Annotated in this window: 19 protein-coding genes and 1 tRNA gene; 5 read left to right on the top strand and 15 right to left on the bottom strand. The window is 56.5% G+C overall.

Features of this window, described 5'->3' with window-relative positions; translation table 11 throughout:
• Both RMO15_RS11545 and RMO15_RS11540 read left to right on the top strand, forming a co-directional pair.
• On the top strand, positions 1-904 hold a 904-nt coding region (locus RMO15_RS11545), incomplete at its 5' end, for an SPFH domain-containing protein (protein ID WP_309712305.1).
• Entirely contained in the window at positions 901-1,737 is an 837-nt protein-coding gene (locus RMO15_RS11540; protein WP_309712302.1) for an SPFH domain-containing protein, read from the top strand. The genes RMO15_RS11545 and RMO15_RS11540, both read left to right, overlap by 4 nt.
• Before the next feature lie 64 nt (positions 1,738-1,801).
• On the opposite strand, the gene RMO15_RS11535 is transcribed toward RMO15_RS11540, so the two are convergent.
• The 15 genes from RMO15_RS11535 to RMO15_RS11465 form a co-directional block, all read right to left on the bottom strand.
• Positions 1,802-2,014, bottom strand: coding sequence for a hypothetical protein (locus RMO15_RS11535; RefSeq protein WP_309712299.1), 213 nt, complete (start codon positions 2,012-2,014; stop codon positions 1,802-1,804).
• Positions 2,015-2,214: 200 nt separating this feature from the next.
• Positions 2,215-5,502: an NB-ARC domain-containing protein gene (locus tag RMO15_RS11530; RefSeq protein ID WP_309712296.1), complete on the bottom strand. Its 3,288-nt coding sequence runs from the start codon at positions 5,500-5,502 to the stop codon at positions 2,215-2,217.
• Entirely contained in the window at positions 5,503-6,156 is a 654-nt protein-coding gene (locus RMO15_RS11525; RefSeq protein ID WP_309712293.1) for a hypothetical protein, read from the bottom strand.
• A 6-nt stretch (positions 6,157-6,162) separates the two neighbouring features.
• Entirely contained in the window at positions 6,163-6,942 is a 780-nt protein-coding gene (locus tag RMO15_RS11520) for a hypothetical protein (RefSeq protein ID WP_309712290.1), read from the bottom strand.
• A gap of 32 nt (positions 6,943-6,974) precedes the next feature.
• Positions 6,975-7,814 (bottom strand): PfkB family carbohydrate kinase, encoded by an 840-nt coding sequence (locus RMO15_RS11515; protein WP_309712287.1) that lies wholly within the window; start codon positions 7,812-7,814, stop codon positions 6,975-6,977.
• Complete coding sequence (locus tag RMO15_RS11510; RefSeq protein ID WP_309712285.1) at positions 7,811-8,365, bottom strand: hypothetical protein; 555 nt, start codon at positions 8,363-8,365, stop codon at positions 7,811-7,813. The genes RMO15_RS11515 and RMO15_RS11510 overlap by 4 nt, the downstream gene beginning before the upstream one ends.
• A complete protein-coding gene (locus RMO15_RS11505; protein WP_309712282.1) occupies positions 8,362-9,219 on the bottom strand; it encodes a class II glutamine amidotransferase in 858 nt (285 codons plus the stop codon). Before RMO15_RS11505 ends, RMO15_RS11510 begins: the two co-directional genes overlap by 4 nt.
• Positions 9,220-9,222: 3 nt before the next feature.
• Positions 9,223-9,993, bottom strand: coding sequence for a PspA/IM30 family protein (locus RMO15_RS11500; RefSeq protein WP_309712279.1), 771 nt, complete (start codon positions 9,991-9,993; stop codon positions 9,223-9,225).
• A gap of 140 nt (positions 9,994-10,133) precedes the next feature.
• Positions 10,134-10,370, bottom strand: a complete 237-nt coding sequence (locus RMO15_RS11495) for a zf-HC2 domain-containing protein (protein ID WP_309712275.1) — start codon at positions 10,368-10,370, stop codon at positions 10,134-10,136.
• Positions 10,371-10,399: 29 nt separating this feature from the next.
• The gene (locus tag RMO15_RS11490) at positions 10,400-10,954 is read right to left on the bottom strand and encodes a sigma-70 family RNA polymerase sigma factor (RefSeq protein WP_309712272.1); all 555 of its coding nucleotides are present in this window, start codon (positions 10,952-10,954) and stop codon (positions 10,400-10,402) included.
• A 24-nt stretch (positions 10,955-10,978) separates the two neighbouring features.
• The gene (locus RMO15_RS11485) at positions 10,979-11,284 is read right to left on the bottom strand and encodes a hypothetical protein (protein WP_309712270.1); all 306 of its coding nucleotides are present in this window, start codon (positions 11,282-11,284) and stop codon (positions 10,979-10,981) included.
• Between the two features lie 226 nt (positions 11,285-11,510).
• Positions 11,511-11,583, bottom strand: a tRNA-Phe gene (locus tag RMO15_RS11480).
• A 42-nt stretch (positions 11,584-11,625) separates the two neighbouring features.
• Positions 11,626-13,038 (bottom strand): Nramp family divalent metal transporter, encoded by a 1,413-nt coding sequence (locus RMO15_RS11475; RefSeq protein ID WP_309712267.1) that lies wholly within the window; start codon positions 13,036-13,038, stop codon positions 11,626-11,628.
• Positions 13,035-13,820, bottom strand: a complete 786-nt coding sequence (locus tag RMO15_RS11470) for a prepilin-type N-terminal cleavage/methylation domain-containing protein (RefSeq protein WP_309712264.1) — start codon at positions 13,818-13,820, stop codon at positions 13,035-13,037. The genes RMO15_RS11475 and RMO15_RS11470 overlap by 4 nt, the downstream gene beginning before the upstream one ends.
• The gene (locus RMO15_RS11465; protein WP_309712248.1) at positions 13,817-14,257 is read right to left on the bottom strand and encodes a metal-dependent transcriptional regulator; all 441 of its coding nucleotides are present in this window, start codon (positions 14,255-14,257) and stop codon (positions 13,817-13,819) included. The genes RMO15_RS11470 and RMO15_RS11465 overlap by 4 nt, the downstream gene beginning before the upstream one ends.
• 112 nt (positions 14,258-14,369) lie before the next feature.
• Between RMO15_RS11465 and RMO15_RS11460 the strand changes: the two genes are divergently transcribed.
• The 3 genes from RMO15_RS11460 to RMO15_RS11450 all read left to right on the top strand — a co-directional run.
• A complete protein-coding gene (locus tag RMO15_RS11460; RefSeq protein ID WP_309712241.1) occupies positions 14,370-14,735 on the top strand; it encodes a response regulator in 366 nt (121 codons plus the stop codon).
• Positions 14,736-14,746: 11 nt separating this feature from the next.
• Entirely contained in the window at positions 14,747-15,130 is a 384-nt protein-coding gene (locus RMO15_RS11455) for a response regulator (protein ID WP_309712237.1), read from the top strand.
• A partial coding sequence (locus tag RMO15_RS11450) for an alpha-galactosidase (RefSeq protein ID WP_309712234.1) occupies positions 15,120-16,405 on the top strand: 1,286 nt, incomplete at its 3' end. The genes RMO15_RS11455 and RMO15_RS11450, both read left to right, overlap by 11 nt.

Genomic DNA, 16,405 nt, shown 5'->3' with positions numbered 1-16,405 from the left:
CGGCTTGGTAGTCGCGGGGCTTGCGATCTGGGGCTTTATCGAGTCCCGCTCGGCGTGGATAGATGCCGGGTTTGTAGGAATTCTCTACGATGCAAGCTCGGGGGTGCAGCCCAAACCGCTCAAGCCAGGACGTGTTTTTGTCGGCTGGCGACAGCGACTCTATGTATTTCCCACCAAGCTGATGAGCGCCAAGTATGTCCAGGATGTCGATGAAGGAGAACAAAAAACGGCAGATGGGATCCTCATCACTACCAGCGACAACGCCAATACGACATTTGATGTCTGTGTGATCTACCGGATTAGCGAGGAGAGCGCCATCCAGGTTTTTAATAGCTTTGGCCCCATTGATGTGGAGACCATCCAAGCCAGCCACCTGCGTCGCGCGATCAAAGATGTGGTCAATGAGATTGGCCCCAAGTACGATGTTTTCGAGCTCATGGGCCCCAAGCGCCAGGAGTTCTGCCAGCTTGCGACAGATTCTCTGAAAAAACGCATGGCAACCAATGGAATCTCGATAGACTCCCTGATGCTCCTCACGGCTTTTCCCGCCCCGGAGACGGCAGAAAAAATCACACGGCGAGTAAACCAGTACACCGAGTACGATATCGCTGTGCTCCGCAGACAGATCGCCGAGGTTAGCCGCAAGACCAACGTGATCACCGCCCAGGCCCGAATGACCGCCACACAGCTCACCAGTGCCACCGCCAAAGACAAGGGGCTTGAACAGCTCCAGCTCCAGGCCGACGAAGATGCGATCGAGAAGTGGGACGGCCACCTCCCCGAGATCCGCACCGGTGGAAACCAGACGATGATCCTCGATGGAAGCACCCTAGCGGCTCTCAGCAACCGTCGTGCCGCCGCTCCCGCCGCAAAATCAAATACCCAAGGAGAAAACGGACAATGAAACCCTATTACTTTTTTGCCCTTCTTGCTCTGCCACTTCTCGTCGGCTGTGCTCGTGAGATTCCTCCCGCACAGGTTGGGGTCAAGTTTTCGTCGGCCAGTGGGACAGAGGAGAAGCTCCTCAAACCTCAGGTGGTCTGGGTGCTTCCTCGCCAGCGCCTCGTGCTCTACCCCACCAATATCCGCAATGCGACCTACACACGCGGCGGACACGGGGGCGCAGAGCGAGCGGGCAACGACTCCATCCAGTGCTCCACCAATGAGGGCGCGATTCTACCTGTAGATGTCACGGTGAGCTACCATGTGGACCCTGCCAATGTGATGACGGTCTATAAAAATTTCGGTACCAATGACATTCAGCAAATCCAGACAGAGTTCATCCGTCCCGCTACCAACTGGGCCGTCAACAGTGTCGGCGGTCAGAAAAGTGTCTTTGAGCTAACAAGCAAGGAACGCGCCCAGTTCGGCCAGCGAGTCAAAGCAATTCTGATTCCAAAGCTTGCCGCATGGGGCTTAACGGTAGATGATGTCTTCACAGGCGAGGTCTACCCACCCGAGGAAGTCAAGCAAAAAGTCAACGAGCGCATCTCCGTTCGCACGGAGCTAGACACCGCGCAAGTGACCTTAAAACGTGCCACGGTCGAGGCAGAGACCATCCAGACCAAGGCCAAAGAACAAGCCGAAGTCAACCGCCTCCTCGGAGAAGCGGGGGATAAAGCCGTCGCGCTGAAGAAAATTGAGCTGCGCCGTAAAGCCATCGCGAAGTGGGATGGCGTCGCCCCGCTGACGGGAGATGGCCGCATTCCCTTCACCGACCTGACACTAGGGCGGTAAAACAAAAAGAGCCTGGGAGCGATTTGCTCCTAGGCTCTTTTATGAACTGAAATAGAAAGCGCGATTACGCCTTCTTCAAGAGAGGAAGACCAGTCGCTTCACTTTCAACCACCTGGTACCCTGCTGGAACAGCATCCAGCGCCTTGGTAATATCGTCGGCGGCCTTCACTTCTTTAGCAAAGAAGTACATTGTACGCGTTCCGTTAGCTGTTGGGGTGACACGTGCGTGCAAGAAATACGTTACCCCGTTTTTTTTCGATACATGACCGTATGCCATGATAATTCTCCATTCCTAAAAGGTTGTACCCTCTCGTGATCAAGACGCGTCTTCGATGACCCTGACTACGCTCTTCCACAATTGAGTCTACAAGATTCGACAAAGTTTACCCTAAAGTTCGCCGATAGGCAAGGCAAGATAAAAAAATCCCTAAGCCTTTGCAATAAAAAATTTCCGATCATATTCATATATATTTAGCTCTACGATGTATATGCCAATTCATCTAACATTCGTTTTATCATTTTCAAATCCGATAAATCCATATCACGATACTCATCATAAATCGCATCAACATTAATTATGCCATCTCTTTGAGAAATAGACGTTATAAGAGCATTGTTATCATATAGCACTTTAGGAATACCAATACGGTTATAAATTATATCCCCTATAATAAATATTCTTATATCTAGCTTAAAAAAACGACTCTTATTATTCCAATAATTCATTATCGCGGCAATAAAAGATAATTTATCATCAATCCCCAAAAGCAAATCTATACATTTTTCAGTATACAAAATTTCCTTATCATAATCTCCACGAGTATAAAATAAATAACCTAGATTATTCATCGTCACACATAAATCTCGCGTGCAATGTATTTTTTCTCCAATTTCATTGGCTTGAACCAAGTCTTTTTCGGCTTCAGAAAATTTCTGTTGGCGAATTTTTGCCTGTGCGCGACTGTTTAAACTTCGAACATAACGAACCAAATTATTATTGCTAACATATATTTCAATTGCTGCATCATAAAAAGCGATTGCGTTGTCATATTCTTTTTTACGAACCAATATAATTCCTTGACTACTTATAGCATCTGCATACATAAAATCATCTTTTATTTGTTTAGAAATATATTCGACTTCTTTTAGAATCTCCATTGATTCTTCGTTCTTTTCTTGCTCACGTAGAAGATAGGATTTAACAATCAACAATCTTCCTTTAAGCGATAAAGATAGTTGCTCAACTTTTTCTAAAACTAGATCACACCAATGTTCAAGTTCACTTAAGTATCTTCTTCGACGAAGGAAAAAGTCGAGATTAAGAAGATACTCAGCAAAACGCTGAGGTGTTTGATAGTACATTAACTCCATGGAAGCGCGGATAAGATCAAAGTCGGCATCGAGAATCGCAAAAATGCCTTGTTCTTTTTCTGTATCCAGATGCTCCGCACACCGACATGAGAGATCAACACAGTAGGTCAATAAGCCTTCTTGAGCCGCTTCGTGCGCCGTGGTAGCCTGATGGAGACGTTCTTGCGCAAAGATTCTGACGATACTGAGCATCCGCCAGCGACCATTAGATTCTTTTCGCAAAAGAGATTTCTCTTCCAAAGCCAGCAACCACTCCCCAATCTCAGGCTCCTCGCAGACAGCTCTTGCGGCCTCTACGTTAAAGCTACCTGGCAAGATGGAGAGCCGTAGGAAGTGATCTTGCTCTTCCTGATCGAGGAGGCTGAATGACCACTCCAGAGCTCTACGGAGCGTGCGTTGACGTTCCGGGACATCACGGGTTCGGGTGATAAGAAGGCTCAGGGCATCATCGAGACGAGACTCGATCTCTTCCAATGAGAAAAGGCGACTGCGGGCGGCGGCAAGCTCGACGGCAAGGGGCATACCTTCCAAGCGCTGGCAGATGCGACCGATGCACGCCACATCGGCTTCGGAAAACGAGAGATCTGGCTCTGCTTGGAGCGCTCGCTCAATAAACAGGCGCTCCGCTTCGGCACGGACAAGTGGTGCCACTTCAAAGCGCCACTCGCCGGAGAGAGAGAGTAGGGCTTGCGAGGTCACAAGACAGGTTAGTTCCGGAGCCTGGCGCAGAAGCTGGCTAACGCGAGGAGCGGCCTCCAGAGCGGTCTCGAAGTTATCTAACACCAGAAGAGCACGGCGTTCCGCGAGGGCTTCCACAAAGTTCACCCGGCTATCGCGAATGGCGAGGCCCATCGCTTCGGCAATTGCATTGACGAGCCCTCCTTCCTCGTGCACATCAGCGAGTGGAACGAACCAGACACCATCGGGATAGCGCTCGGCGAGTTCAGCGGCCACCTGAAGCGCGAGGCGGGTCTTGCCCACTCCCCCCGGCCCGGTGAGTGTCACCAGCCGCTTTCCTTTCTCCAGAAGCCCTCGGATCGCAATCAGCTCTGCCTCACGCCCCAGTAGAGGACTAGGCTCAAGTGGCAGGTTGTGGTTCCGAACGCGTAGCGTCCGGGGAGGCAAGTCGCAGAGAGGAACCCCAGGCGCATCCAGCCGGTAGAGAGCCAGTGTCATCGAGAGATCTCGCAGGCGGTGCTTCCCTAGTGCGGTGACAGGAGCTGAGGTAAAGGGGACAAGCTCCTCGGGAAGGAGAATCTGTCCCGGCTGCGCCGCCTGCATCAGCCGTAGTGCCTGCCCTGGTGCAGCTCCAAAGTAGCCTTCTTTTACCCGCTCCGCACTCCCCTTAAAAAGCCCGATACGTGCCAGAAGAGGTAAGCTTCCCTCCGACCAGAGCCGGTGAAGTAGAGCCTGCTGCACCGCGACGGCGGCGGCACATGCTTCCTGGGGAGTTGCAAAGGCCGCACGTACTCCCTCCTCCACACCTGCCTGCTGTCGGTAGAGAAAGCCCCCGTGGCGCTCCAGAGCTGCGCAGACAGTCGTCTCAAACGCAGCAAGCCTTGCTCGTGCTTCCAGAGGGTTAGGAAGCTCCGTATCGGCGGCTAAGAAGGTCGGCTCAGAGACAAAGGGAGAGACCCGCGTGCGGGGCGACTTGGTGAAAACATCCCCTTGCAAGAGTGCCTTTGCCGCTGCCTCGGCCAGTGTGGAGACATTTTCAGGACAGAGCAGAGCCACGTGATATGGCGCGAGAGACTCCGCCTTGGCCGCGATCCAGCCCACCGACTTGAGAGCCCCTTTTAGCAGCGCTCCTGTCGCGCCCCAGGCAGGGTTCAGTGGCCGCTCCGTAAGAGCAGAGAGCGTTGCCAGAAAGAGGGGCAGCCCGAGTGAGTCGCCCACGGCTTCCTCGGCCTGCTCCACGGCGTAGAGGAGCCGGACAGGGCGAGGCGGGGGCAGTCCCACTTGCTCAATCAGCCGAAGCGCTTCCGTGAGCGCCGCCGCCGCGCTTTGCCTCACATCGGAACTTACTAGTAAGAGTGGCTCGGGGTCAGGCCAGCCAATCGTGGTTAGGTTCTCGATAGGGAGCGCGGCAACGGCCACACGGCACGCCACCGCTTTCTGCTCCGCCGGACGGTAGAGTGCCCCCCAGAGCATTCCCAGGCAAGGAACGCTCTTATCAAGAAGCCCCTCGGAGGCATTTTGTAGCGCACGTTGCTGGCTGTCTAGGCTCAGAAACTCCCCCGCACAAGGTAAGAGTGGATCGGCAAGATAGGGAGCCAGCTCGGGGTGTTCGAGCGCTTTAAGTGCCAGCCAGACCAGAGTGGGAGCGGCCGCCATCGGTGCGCCTGTGCGCCGCTCCAGCAGTGCCCGTAGCTGCTCTAGCGCCTTTGGCGGCATCTACGCCCCTACCAGCGCCACACCCAGCAGGCCCACGGCCCCACGGATGGTCGGGGCAGGCTGCTCCCACAGCCCACGCCCCTCCGCATTGAGAGGAACGGTCACCAGCCACAGATCAAGACCCCCTTCCTCCTGAAGCGCCAGAGTTACCGCACTCACCTCCTCGGCAAGAAAGCCCTCCGCGCGATGGGCATCCACCAGAAAGCGCAGCCGGGGAGGGTTTTCCGGAAGCTGATGGATCTCGATATGCACTCCTTCAATGTCAAAGATATCGCGCTGAACTTGCAGGGTTTCGTCGGAGGCGGCCAAGGCTGGGGCGAGTGCCGAGAGGCGCACGGAGCGCCTCTCCAGAGTGAAGCTTCGGCGCAGAGTGCCACCAACTGCGGCAAACCAGCTTGGCGATGGGGTCGCTTGGGCCTCCGCAAACTCCCGCCCGACACGCCGTGCGGCAACTTCCATCTCCTCGGTGAGCCGTGCCAGCCGTGCAGGAGCGATCTGAGGCAGTGGTTCTTCGTCGGCATCCACAGAGCGCAGGAGCGTAAGGCGTCGCTGTAGCGCAGGGTCGTGTAGAGCGGCAGCGAGCACCAAGCGCTCGGTGAGCGCATCCGCGCTCCCTTCGGCCACAGCGATAATCTGTTCGTTCGTAATTTTCATCGTCTTCTATCCCGCCAGCAGCCCCAGCTCGTAGCGTAGCACACTCAGTGTTGCCCGATCCGCAAGATTCGTCTCACACAGCGTGCTCACTGCGCTCATCAGCTCTGCCTCACCTGCCCCCTGCTGTTCGGCCACCGCTTCCAAAGTTGCCCAGTCGGACGTCGAGACCCCTAGCAGGGCGATATAGCGCTCAAAAAGCTCCGCTGCTGCACGATCTGAGAGCACCTCGTTCTGGTAGAACTGTGCCAACGTGAAGAGCACATAGCCCTGGTAGTGCCGCGCGCGCCGCTTGGGCTTCCGCGAACACGCCGCCTTAAACGTCTCCTCCCCTGCAAAAAGCGCTCCGATCAGCTTCTGGCGCTGCCCTGCCTCCAGCCAGAGAAGCCCTTCGCCCAGGTCGCTTTCCCCCTCCGCAACTTGCTCTGCCTGCGCTTCCTCATAGCCCTTCTCGTCACGTCCCTCAGCGCGATCCAGCGTGTCTAAAAAGCGTTGCTTGATCATTCGCATCAAAAGCCGACGGAGATGCTCAAAGGTCTCAATCACCTCTCCAGCAGGCTCCGTGAGATAACGAAGCGCTCGGAGCCAAGCATCCTGCAGCAGATCCTCTCCCTCAAGCCCCAGCGGACGCCACGACGAACGAATCAGCCGGTCGGCATAGGCCACTAAGGGTTCTCGAAGCGAGGTGATATACGGTGCGGCAGCTTGGTCAATCGCGGTGGACTGCCCAGAGCGAAGTGCCTTGCGGAGCGCAACAACTCCCTCTTCTGCATTTAGTACGGTTGACATAGGCGGATTCTGATAAAAACTCAAAAAATATCTTACGTTTTTTTCGACAGGAGCACGTCAATCTCCTCCAGAGGCACTTGAGATGCCCCTCCCAGCCGCCGACAGTGGCATGCTGCCGCCGCGCTAGCAAACAAAACGGTCTTGTTGAGTGGCCAGCCCTGAAGCAGCCCATAGCAGAGCCCGGCGCGAAAAGCATCCCCTGCCCCTGTCGTATCCACAATGTCGGAGATAGGATAGGCAGAATAGTGCCAGGAGCCCGTGTCATCAGTGACAGTGCCCCCCTCGTCGCCTTGGGTAAAAATCTCGACGTGGGCTCTGGACTTTGCAGGTTGGGTCGGGCCAAAGCGACGTAGAGACTCGGGGCTGTATTGCAGCAGTGTGGCGACCGCGGCCACTTCTGGCACGTGGGCAAAGTCCATTGCAACAACAGAGCCGCCAAGCGCAGCCGCACGGAGCGCGGTCTGGAGGGCATTTTGTCCCAGGTTGGGGTCTACGGCGACAACGGGCTTGTGCGCAAGCAGCGCCTCCGGCACAGGCGGAGCGACGGCTTGAGCGAAGCCGCGCCCCTGCATGTGCCGCTCACCGTCTTGGCTAATGCGAATCTCACAGACAGGGGTGACAGCGTGCGGGTCATCCGGGATATGCGCTCGGGAGAGCCCAGTGGCATCTATTAGCCTTCGCAGGCGCTCCCCTTCGGCATCTGTCCCAATGGCCGTTCCTACCAGCGCGACATCGACGCCCCAGCCGGAAAGCTGGTAGGCCGTGTTAAGCGCCTCCCCACCGGGAAACTCCTGCCACTGCGTTGCTTCGGCAGGTAGGAGACGATCCAGCGCCACGGTACCATAGACCACCACGGACGGCTGTGCGATCACAGCTCCAGCTTGGCGAACCGATCTTCGGTGGGGTTGTTCTCACGGCGGAGATTTTCGTAGGCTAAGTTGACGCGCTCCAGAATCCGTCTTGCCTGGGCTTGCTCGTTCGAGCCCTCGGGGAAGCGCTTGGGATCGCTGCGGCGCAACAAGTCCTCGTAGGAAGCCTGCACCTCCCCAAGACTCGCCCCCGGAGACAGATTCAGAACACGGTAATCAGCGGCCAGAGGATTGGCGTCCGCAGGAAGAGACACAGGAGCAGAAACAGAGGCAGTTGTCGCCGATGAAGGCAGCTCTTGGCGCGACTCTAGCTCTCGGCGAGCACTGGCGATCTTCTCTTCCGCCCGGCGCATGAGGCTATCCACATCGGAGAGCTCACTCTGGGGTGGCGGCGGTACACGCCTTCCTGAGGCAGAAGCAGGCACTCTATCGCCAGGGCTACTATCGAGCTCACTCAGTGCGGACTCACGCTCACCTAGCTCAGACTCGATCTTGTCCTTGATCGCGCCCACGTATGCTTTGCCCAGCCGCCCGATTCTATCCGGAATACTCATACCAATATCGCTTTCTCAACCATGCTGTGATTTGCCCCATAGAATACCAGCTCACCGGGCCTCAGTGCTTCCCAGCCAGGCTCCGTGTCCGTGGGCTCAGATGCTAGTACCCAGCCCCCACCAGAAAGTGGTCGAGCAGAGAGTGTGTAATAATCGGCATTTTTAGAAAATTGTCGGAGGGCATAGAGCCCCTCAGGTGCCGCAATGAGCAAGTTTATTCCTGTGTAGCTCCGCGTGGGGTCGCCCTCTAACGCCGCCTGAGCCAGTAAGCGCTGTAGCGCTTGCGCCAGAGCTGCCGGTCGTTTCTCTGTGGCGACGCCTCCAATCTCCGCGGCAAGCCAGCCTGCCAGCACCACGGTGTCGGAGTCCGAGAGTGCTTCGGGACGCCCCGCCCTCTCTCCTTCGCTCCGTAGCCAGCCCAGTAGCCCGCCTTTGAGAGTGCCATTGTGGATCACCAGTAGGCTATCTCCACTCTGGCCCTCTAGGGGGTCTACACGCACGGGATGGGCATTATCGCTTGTGATGGCACCACAGGAGGCTTTTCGCAGGTGCCCTAGAAAGACACAGGCATTTTTGGAAGCCGCCTCCGAGGCGAAGACAAAGTACGCCGAGCCCTGAGCGGAGCCAACCTGGCGCAAGAGAGAGATCTGGCCCGCCGTGTCAAACCAGCCCACTCCCCAGGAATCTTCGTGGCCGGGTGGATTATCGGGAGGAACTTTACCCAGCTCCGCCTGGTGGCGCAGAGCGTGGGGTGCTCCAACACAGTGCTGCCAAGAGGGAAGGGAAGCGGAGGAGGGAAGGCCCGCCGGAGAAATCTCCGGCGGGCCTGTAACAAGTCCTAAAAGACGACACACGGGCTAGCTACCTGTGGAGCCGCCACTGCCGCCGACTTTTTGCTCCAGTCGGGCAAGCTCGGCCTCAATCTCGTTGGTGGGAGCCGTGACGCTTTGTGTGATCGGCGCGGCCAGCCCTAGCTTGGCCTCCAGCGCTTCCAGCTCGCTCTGCGCCGCAACATCAGTCTCGGTGACTTCAAGTTGGCGCAGACGGCTCTCGACATTGGTTTGTCCAATCTCATTGAGAGCCTTGGCCTCGCTAAGCTTGTTGTTGATCTTATTTTTCGCCTGAGCAAACGTGTTGTTGGTATCTTCCCATGTGCCCATGCCCTGGAGCTGTTTCTCCATCTCAGACTGGATCTGTGCTTGCTTCCACTTGGCCTTAAGGGCGAGTGCCTCCGCCGTCTTCTGGCGAATCTGCTCTTCCTCACGCTTGATGGCGACCTTGACTTGCTCTGCCGTCTCGATAGCGGTCGCGAGGGTCTCGCGGGCGCTCTGGAGGCTCTGCTCGTAGCCTTGCTTCTCCTTGAGGAGCTGTAGCGCCAGCTCGCGGTCGCCACGCTTCAGGGCGAACTCCGCTTTGGCCTGAAGATTATCTACGGTCTTTTGCAGATCATCTACCTGGTTTTGCAGGTTGTTCTTTGCCGTGATGGCAACCACCGCACGCTCACGGTTGCGAGCGTGCATCTCTTGCATATCGTGCTTGGCCTGATCCAATAAAACATCAGGGTTCTCTAAGACATCTAGACCTCTGCCAAACCAGGACCTTATCAAGGCCATAAATCGCTTCAACATGGCTTTTAACTCTCTCCTTGCGCACTAGGTAGCGGTGCGTTTTTTGTACTGGCTATCCGACACCCGCAAAGCGCTTCCGGTTGCATGTGAAATTATACCAGACAGATATTTCTAAACTTCGGTACGAAAGTTACCTAGCCTCAGGTTCCCACTTGATCTACTTCCTCCCAAGCCGCCTCAATGCTGGCCCAGCGCTCTTGCGAGAGCATGAGCGCCTCACTAGATGGCACACCCAGGGCACGCACCCGCTCACGAACCGTACTGAGGCTACTGATCGCACTACTACAGCCGGGGCAGCGACGAGCGTGATTTTCTGCATACCAGCGTGCCACGCCCGTCAGTGAGCCATCTACGAGAGCAGAAAGAAGATTTTTCATGTGGGGGCAAGGTTTTTCAGAGTTGTGTTTCATGCCAGTCCTCTTTCTCGAGCGTAGTCTTGAAGCCCCTCGGCGAGCTGAAAGCGAGCACGTGCTAGACGAGACCGGATCGTGCCAATGGGAACATTGAGTTTCTCAGCGGCTTCTTGGTAGCTCAGCTCCTGCATGTCCACTAGGATCACTGTCAGTCGGAGGGCATCCGGCAGAGCGGCCAGGGCTTTCTCCAGCGGCTCGTCTAGGGTCGTCTGGAGCAGGTGGGTATCGGCGCTCTCTGCCCGTGTGGAGGTTGGCCCGACTTCGCCGCCTGCCGTGAGCTCGTCCACCGTGACTCCCGCGCCCCATTTTTTCTCGCGCCGCCACTCGTTGATAAAGTGGTTGGTGAGGATACGCGCTAGCCAAGCACAAGGATTCCCCCCCGAGAGGAACTTGCCCGCTCGGTAGGCCTCGTAGCCCCGAACCAGTGCCTCTTGCACCAGATCGAGCACGCGGTCATCATCGCCCCGTACCAGCCGACGGGCACAGGCAATCAGATTGGACTCACACCCACGTGCTAGCTGGGCATACTCTTGACGTGAAGAACTCATGCAGGGCTAACAATTCGACATCGCCTAAAAGTTCCCTGCGTCAGGCTCATTTTCACGCCACCTCAGCCGCTCTTCCAGCTCTCGATGACAGTTTGCACAGAGCAAGTCGCACTTAGCCGCTTCTTCAAGAACCATATTCCAGGCCTTGAGAAGGTTATCTTTCCCCAGATTAAACCTCTTTGTCGCTGGGTCTCGATGGTGGAACTCCAGTGCAGCCACACAGCGATCGTAGCCACAGAGAGCACACTTCCCACCACACTGGGCAACGAGGCGTGCTTTTCGCTCCCGTCGTGCCTTTTCTTGCCAGCGCCGGTACTTCTCATTGCCCACAGTGCGAGGTCGAGCAAAGACAGCAACGAGATCCCGGTTATTTCTCCCCTGGAACGGAGAACACTCCAAGCAGCGCCGTCGGTTTTTAAGCTGACGCTCGACCCCATCAATTGTTATTTTGAAAGGTATAGCTTTACCACAATGGCAAACGTTTGTTTCCATAAGGAATTATACATCAAAAACGAAAAAACCTCACCTGGTTATAGGTAAGGTTTCTTTGCTTAGGTGCCGCCTACCGGACTTGAACCAGTGACACTCGGATTTTCAGTCCGATGCTCTACCAACTGAGCTAAGGCGGCTTGCTCGCAACTCAAAACAAGTGACGTGCGAGGGGAATTTTATCACGACTCCAAAGGCTTTGCAACCTCAGGCTTGCCTTTGTAGCCCCACTGCACCCAGACGGCAAAAGCAGCCATCAGAGCGGCTCCGCTCAGCACGGGAAGTAGCCCTTGGCTATCTACCAGGTACTTAATATTGAGCCCAGCGATCAGTAGGCAGACCAGCAAGCCGAGGAGTTTTAGCCAGAGTGGGTTGACGTACTCACCCATGCGTTTTTTATCCGAGGTGAAAGCCAGTAGCGGGAAGATCGCAAAGGAGAGCTGCATCGAGAGCACTACCTGGGAGAGCGTGAGCAAGTGCACCGTATTCTTGCCCCCACTCATTCCAATCAGGATCATCGCGGGAATGATCGCCAGAGAGCGAGTGATGAGCCGTCGGAGCCAGGGCGCGATGTGCAAGTTGAGAAAGCCCTCCATCACGATCTGTCCGGCGAGAGTGCCCGTGATGGTTGACGACTGTCCGCTGGCCAAGAGCGCAATCGCAAAGGCGGTGGCGGCGGCTCCGCCTAGCATCGGCTTGAGGAGAACATGTGCCTCTTCCAGGCCGGCAACCTCGAACTGCCCCTTGGCATGAAAGGCGGCAGCGGCGACGACCAAGATGGCGGCATTGACGAAGAAGGCCATCCCTAGAGCGACCACAGTATCGGCTGTCGCACTACGCAGGGCGTGGCGCAGGCCAGCCGCCGTTTTCTCGTAGGCACGGGTCTGGACAATAGACGAGTGCAGATAGAGATTGTGCGGCATCACGGTAGCCCCGAGAATTCCCAGTGCAATAAAGAGGGCCTCTTTGTCGGGGAGCTGAGGGGTAATGAGGCCACGGCCAATGCCTCCCCAGTCCGGGTTGGCGTAGAAGAGCTGGAGGGCGAAGCATACCGCAATGGTGCCCACAAGCGTGATGATAAGCGCCTCGATCTTGCGAAAGCCAAAGCGCATTAGCCCAAGGAGGATGAGCACATCCAGGCCCGTGATCAGCACTCCCACGAGCAGGGGAACGCCAAGAAGCAAGTTCAGCGCTACCGCACTGCCAATCACCTCAGCCAAGTCGCAGGCGATAATCGCCACCTCGCAGAGTAGCCAGAGTGCGATCGCGGCAGGTTTTTTATAGTAGTCGCGGCAGGCCTGCGCGAGATCTTTCCCCGTCACCAGCCCGAGGCGAGCACAGAGAGTCTGGAGTAGGATCGCCATCAGGTTGCTGGCCAGGATCACCCAGAGGAGCTGGTAGCCGTACTTTGCGCCTCCCGCGATATCGGTGCCCCAGTTCCCGGGATCCATGTAGCCTACACTCACCAAGTAGCCGGGGCCTGCAAAAGCGAGGAGCCGTCGCCAAGGAGAAGCCGTTTTAGGAACCGAGACACTCCGGTAGACCTCGGGAAGCGAGGGCAACGAGGTATCCGTTGTGCTATCTGTTCCGTTCATTGTAGATCCCAGTCAGAGTCGTCGGCAGTGCGCCAAGTGCGCTCAAAGGGCTGTGCTTTTGCGTGACCATCGGCGTAGAGAAAGAGAGCAAGCCCATTGTGGCGCTTCTTGGCGATCTGCTGGTCCCAGTCACCACAGGGGCTTGTGGTAGGAAAGAGCGAGCAGGGAGGGAGTGCCTTCCCCTTGCTCCAGTGGTAGGGGCTCGCCAGAGTATTCGTCGGTTCCCAGGGATCCAGACACATGTCAAAAAACTCACTCTGCCAAAAAGAATCGCTCGCCGGAGGAAGCGGCGAGGGTGGTGTTACCCCGACAAGGCGGCTCCAGCTGTCTCCTCGTAAGGTAGCGTAGACTGTCGCCGCAGGCGAACCAATGCCGGAGAGAGTGCGCGGTGTGCCGGTGAGGAAGCCATTGTCGGTAAAGCTGCCCCACATGGCTGGAACCACTCGGTCGGGATCGGCGGGGTCCCACCAGATATTTTGCTTATTCTGCTGACCACGTCCCATCTTTATGTAGGGCTCGATCGCGCCATGGTAGTTCTGGATCGCCCAGTAGGAGACCGTCTCTGGTGCCCCGCTCTGCGTATCCATGGTCATAGGAAATGTCTCGTCGTAGTCCTGTAGATACATCAGCACGGCGGTTCCAATCTGCTTGAGATTGCTGATGGCAGTGATCTGTCGAGCCTTTGCACGCGCCTGGGCAAAGACTGGAAAGAGGATCGCAGCCAAAATCGCAATTATGGCAATTACAACTAAAAGCTCAATTAGGGTAAAGGCACGTTTCATTTTATTTCTCTTTCGTGTTCTGGTATCGGAGAGCCGTGTGGGCATGTGGTGGGGTGGTTGAGAAAAATAGCGAGGCGCTCCTCAAACTCTTCGGAGATCACATGTTCGAGCCGTTCGGCCTCGTCGTGCGCTCCCTCTGGAGAGAACCCAAGTGTATCGGTAAGAAAGCGCTCTAGGAGCCGATGGTGGCGAGAGAGCTCACGGGCAAGGCGCTCCCCAATGTCCGTCAGACGAACCCCCTTGTAGGCGGTGTACTCAACCAATCCCTCACGCGCCATCGTCAGGAGCATCTTCGTGACAAAAGCACGTGATGTCCGGGTTCGCTCCGCAACCGCCGACGGTGCTGCTGTCGCTGTGGGGGTTTGTAGGGCATAAATGGCCTTGAGCATATCGCCCGTTGCCTTGCCTAGATAACGCTCTCTTCCAGAATTAACCATAGTTAACTTAACCAGGGTGAATTCTATCCCACTCCATCATTTATTGCAATGTTTCGCCGTTATAAAAAAATCTCAGGTAGAATAATCGTCAATGTCACAGAACACGGAAAATATGCCTACTATCATGGTCGTCGAGGATGACCCCAATATTCTAAGGCAAATTGAGTTCAACCTGAAGAGTCACGGATACTCGGTTGTTACCGCTGTCTCAGGGGCCGATGCTCTACGTCAGATGCTCCTCCTGCGCCCTACTTTGCTCATCACCGATGTCATGATGCCCGAGATGGACGGCTACGAGCTGGTCGCAACCCTCCGACGCGACAACGACCTGCGCGATCTGCCCGTCATCATGCTCACTGCTCGCACGGGAGAGAACGATATGGTTCAAGGCTACACTAGCGGCACGGATCTCTATCTCACCAAGCCCTTCGACCCGGCGGAGCTCATCGCTTTTGTGGAACGGATCATGCCTTCCTGAAAGAAAATATTATGAACAAGCACATTTTAGTGGTAGACGACGAAGAAGGGATTGTTCGCATCCTAGAGATAAACCTGAAGATGGAAGGGTATGAAGTGGACACGGCCTCCTGTGGTACCGATGCTCTCAAGCTGCTCCTCACCAATCACTACGATCTGCTCATCTCCGATATCATGATGCCCGAGATGGATGGCCTGGAGCTCCTAGAGCACATCCGCCAGAGCCCCGCCCTCGCTGAGCTTCCGGTGATCTTGCTCACCGCTCAGTCCACCTACAACGACATCACCCGTGGCTACGCACGCGGCACCGATCTCTACCTCACCAAGCCCTTTAGTCCTGCCGAGCTAAAAATCTGGGTGTCCCGAATTCTCAACGATGAAGTAGATGCTGCTTGAGCAGCTCAAAGCCGCTGCTTTCACTGTCCCTGACGGCCTGACACTCACGCGCACCTGGGATGGAGGCTTCTGCCGCGCCACGCTTCATAATCCTACGCTGGCACCAATTGCCGTCCCTGAAGTCGTGCTTTTTGATCTGGCCCATGGCCTTTCTGGCAGTACGTCGCTCTACGGCGAGGCGTTTCAGATGCTCAGCCAGCTGGCGGGCACACTCGAAAGCCCCACCGATGTGGGCTACTACCCAGACCGCACGCACTACAAAATCCCTGAACCCGAGGGCCTACGCACGAGCTACGGGATGCTCATGTTCGCCCCAGAAAACCAAGAGCGCGTCTTGCTGGGCTTCACATCGTGCAGGCGCTTTATCGGGCGCTTTAGCTTCGACGCAAGCCGCCTGCGCATCTCGCTCGACACCGAAAACAAAATGATTGCGCCCGGCGAGCGCTGGGAGCTAGAAGAGTTTCTCGCTGTGACGGGAGACGACCGCGAGACGCTTTTGGGCACGCTCACGTCGGCCATTGCCAAGCACCACCCCAAGCGCTCGCACGACCCCGTCCCGACCGGCTGGTGCTCGTGGTATTGCTTTGGCCCCGAGGTCACCGACAAGAATATCTACGACAACCTGGAGTGGGCCGCGAAAACCCTCCCGTCCCTGCGCTACATCCAGATTGACGATGGCTACCAACCCAACATGGGCGACTGGCTCGACACGGGAGACGCCTTTGGCGGCTCCGTCCAGACCGTGCTCAAGGCAATCGCCGAGAGGGGCTTCGAGCCCGCGCTCTGGGTCGCGCCGTTTATTGCAGAGGAGCAGTCACGGCTCTTCACCGAGCACCCAAACTGGTTCGTGAAAGATGAAATCGGTGCGCCGCTGCCATCCAACAAGATCGGGTTTGGTGGCTGGCGCAGGGGGCCGTGGTATTGTTTGGACGGCACGCACCCCGACGTGCAGGCGCACCTCGAAGACCTCTTTCGCACACTCAACCGTGAGTGGGGCGTGACGTACTTCAAACTCGACGCCAACTACTGGGGCGCGATCCACGGCGGCCACCACTTCGACAAAAATGCCACCCGCATTGAGGCCTATCGGCGCGGCATGGAGGCCATTCTCCGTGGTGCGGGCAAGGGCAGCGTGATCCTCGGCTGCAACCACCCGATCTGGCCGTCGCTCGGCCTGATCCATGCCTCGCGCTCGTCCAATGACATCGAACGCTCCTGGGACTCGCTTACCAAGACGGGTCGCGAGAACCTTTATCGCGGCTGGCAGAACGGGCG

It is taken from the genome of Armatimonas sp. (genome assembly GCF_031410135.1).
In the GTDB taxonomy this organism is placed as follows: Bacteria; Armatimonadota; Armatimonadia; order Armatimonadales; family Armatimonadaceae; genus Armatimonas.
The sequence above is the reverse complement of the archived record's forward strand: the minus strand, read 5'-3'. Positions and strand labels throughout refer to the sequence as shown.

Excerpts from the sequence above, each read along its gene's own strand:
- RMO15_RS11540 (WP_309712302.1), top strand. The coding sequence starts at position 901 with ATGAAACCCTATTACTTTTTTGCCCTTCTTGCTCTGCCACTTCTCGTC.
- RMO15_RS11535 (WP_309712299.1), bottom strand. The coding sequence starts at position 2,014 with ATGGCATACGGTCATGTATCGAAAAAAAACGGGGTAACGTATTTCTTG.
- RMO15_RS11530 (WP_309712296.1), bottom strand. The coding sequence starts at position 5,502 with ATGCCGCCAAAGGCGCTAGAGCAGCTACGGGCACTGCTGGAGCGGCGC.
- RMO15_RS11525 (WP_309712293.1), bottom strand. The coding sequence starts at position 6,156 with ATGAAAATTACGAACGAACAGATTATCGCTGTGGCCGAAGGGAGCGCG.
- RMO15_RS11520 (WP_309712290.1), bottom strand. The coding sequence starts at position 6,942 with ATGTCAACCGTACTAAATGCAGAAGAGGGAGTTGTTGCGCTCCGCAAG.
- RMO15_RS11510 (WP_309712285.1), bottom strand. The coding sequence starts at position 8,365 with ATGAGTATTCCGGATAGAATCGGGCGGCTGGGCAAAGCATACGTGGGC.
- RMO15_RS11500 (WP_309712279.1), bottom strand. The coding sequence starts at position 9,993 with ATGTTGAAGCGATTTATGGCCTTGATAAGGTCCTGGTTTGGCAGAGGT.
- RMO15_RS11495 (WP_309712275.1), bottom strand. The coding sequence starts at position 10,370 with ATGAAAAATCTTCTTTCTGCTCTCGTAGATGGCTCACTGACGGGCGTG.
- RMO15_RS11490 (WP_309712272.1), bottom strand. The coding sequence starts at position 10,954 with ATGAGTTCTTCACGTCAAGAGTATGCCCAGCTAGCACGTGGGTGTGAG.
- RMO15_RS11475 (WP_309712267.1), bottom strand. The coding sequence starts at position 13,038 with ATGAACGGAACAGATAGCACAACGGATACCTCGTTGCCCTCGCTTCCC.
- RMO15_RS11470 (WP_309712264.1), bottom strand. The coding sequence starts at position 13,820 with ATGAAACGTGCCTTTACCCTAATTGAGCTTTTAGTTGTAATTGCCATA.
- RMO15_RS11465 (WP_309712248.1), bottom strand. The coding sequence starts at position 14,257 with ATGGTTAATTCTGGAAGAGAGCGTTATCTAGGCAAGGCAACGGGCGAT.
- RMO15_RS11460 (WP_309712241.1), top strand. The coding sequence starts at position 14,370 with ATGCCTACTATCATGGTCGTCGAGGATGACCCCAATATTCTAAGGCAA.
- RMO15_RS11455 (WP_309712237.1), top strand. The coding sequence starts at position 14,747 with ATGAACAAGCACATTTTAGTGGTAGACGACGAAGAAGGGATTGTTCGC.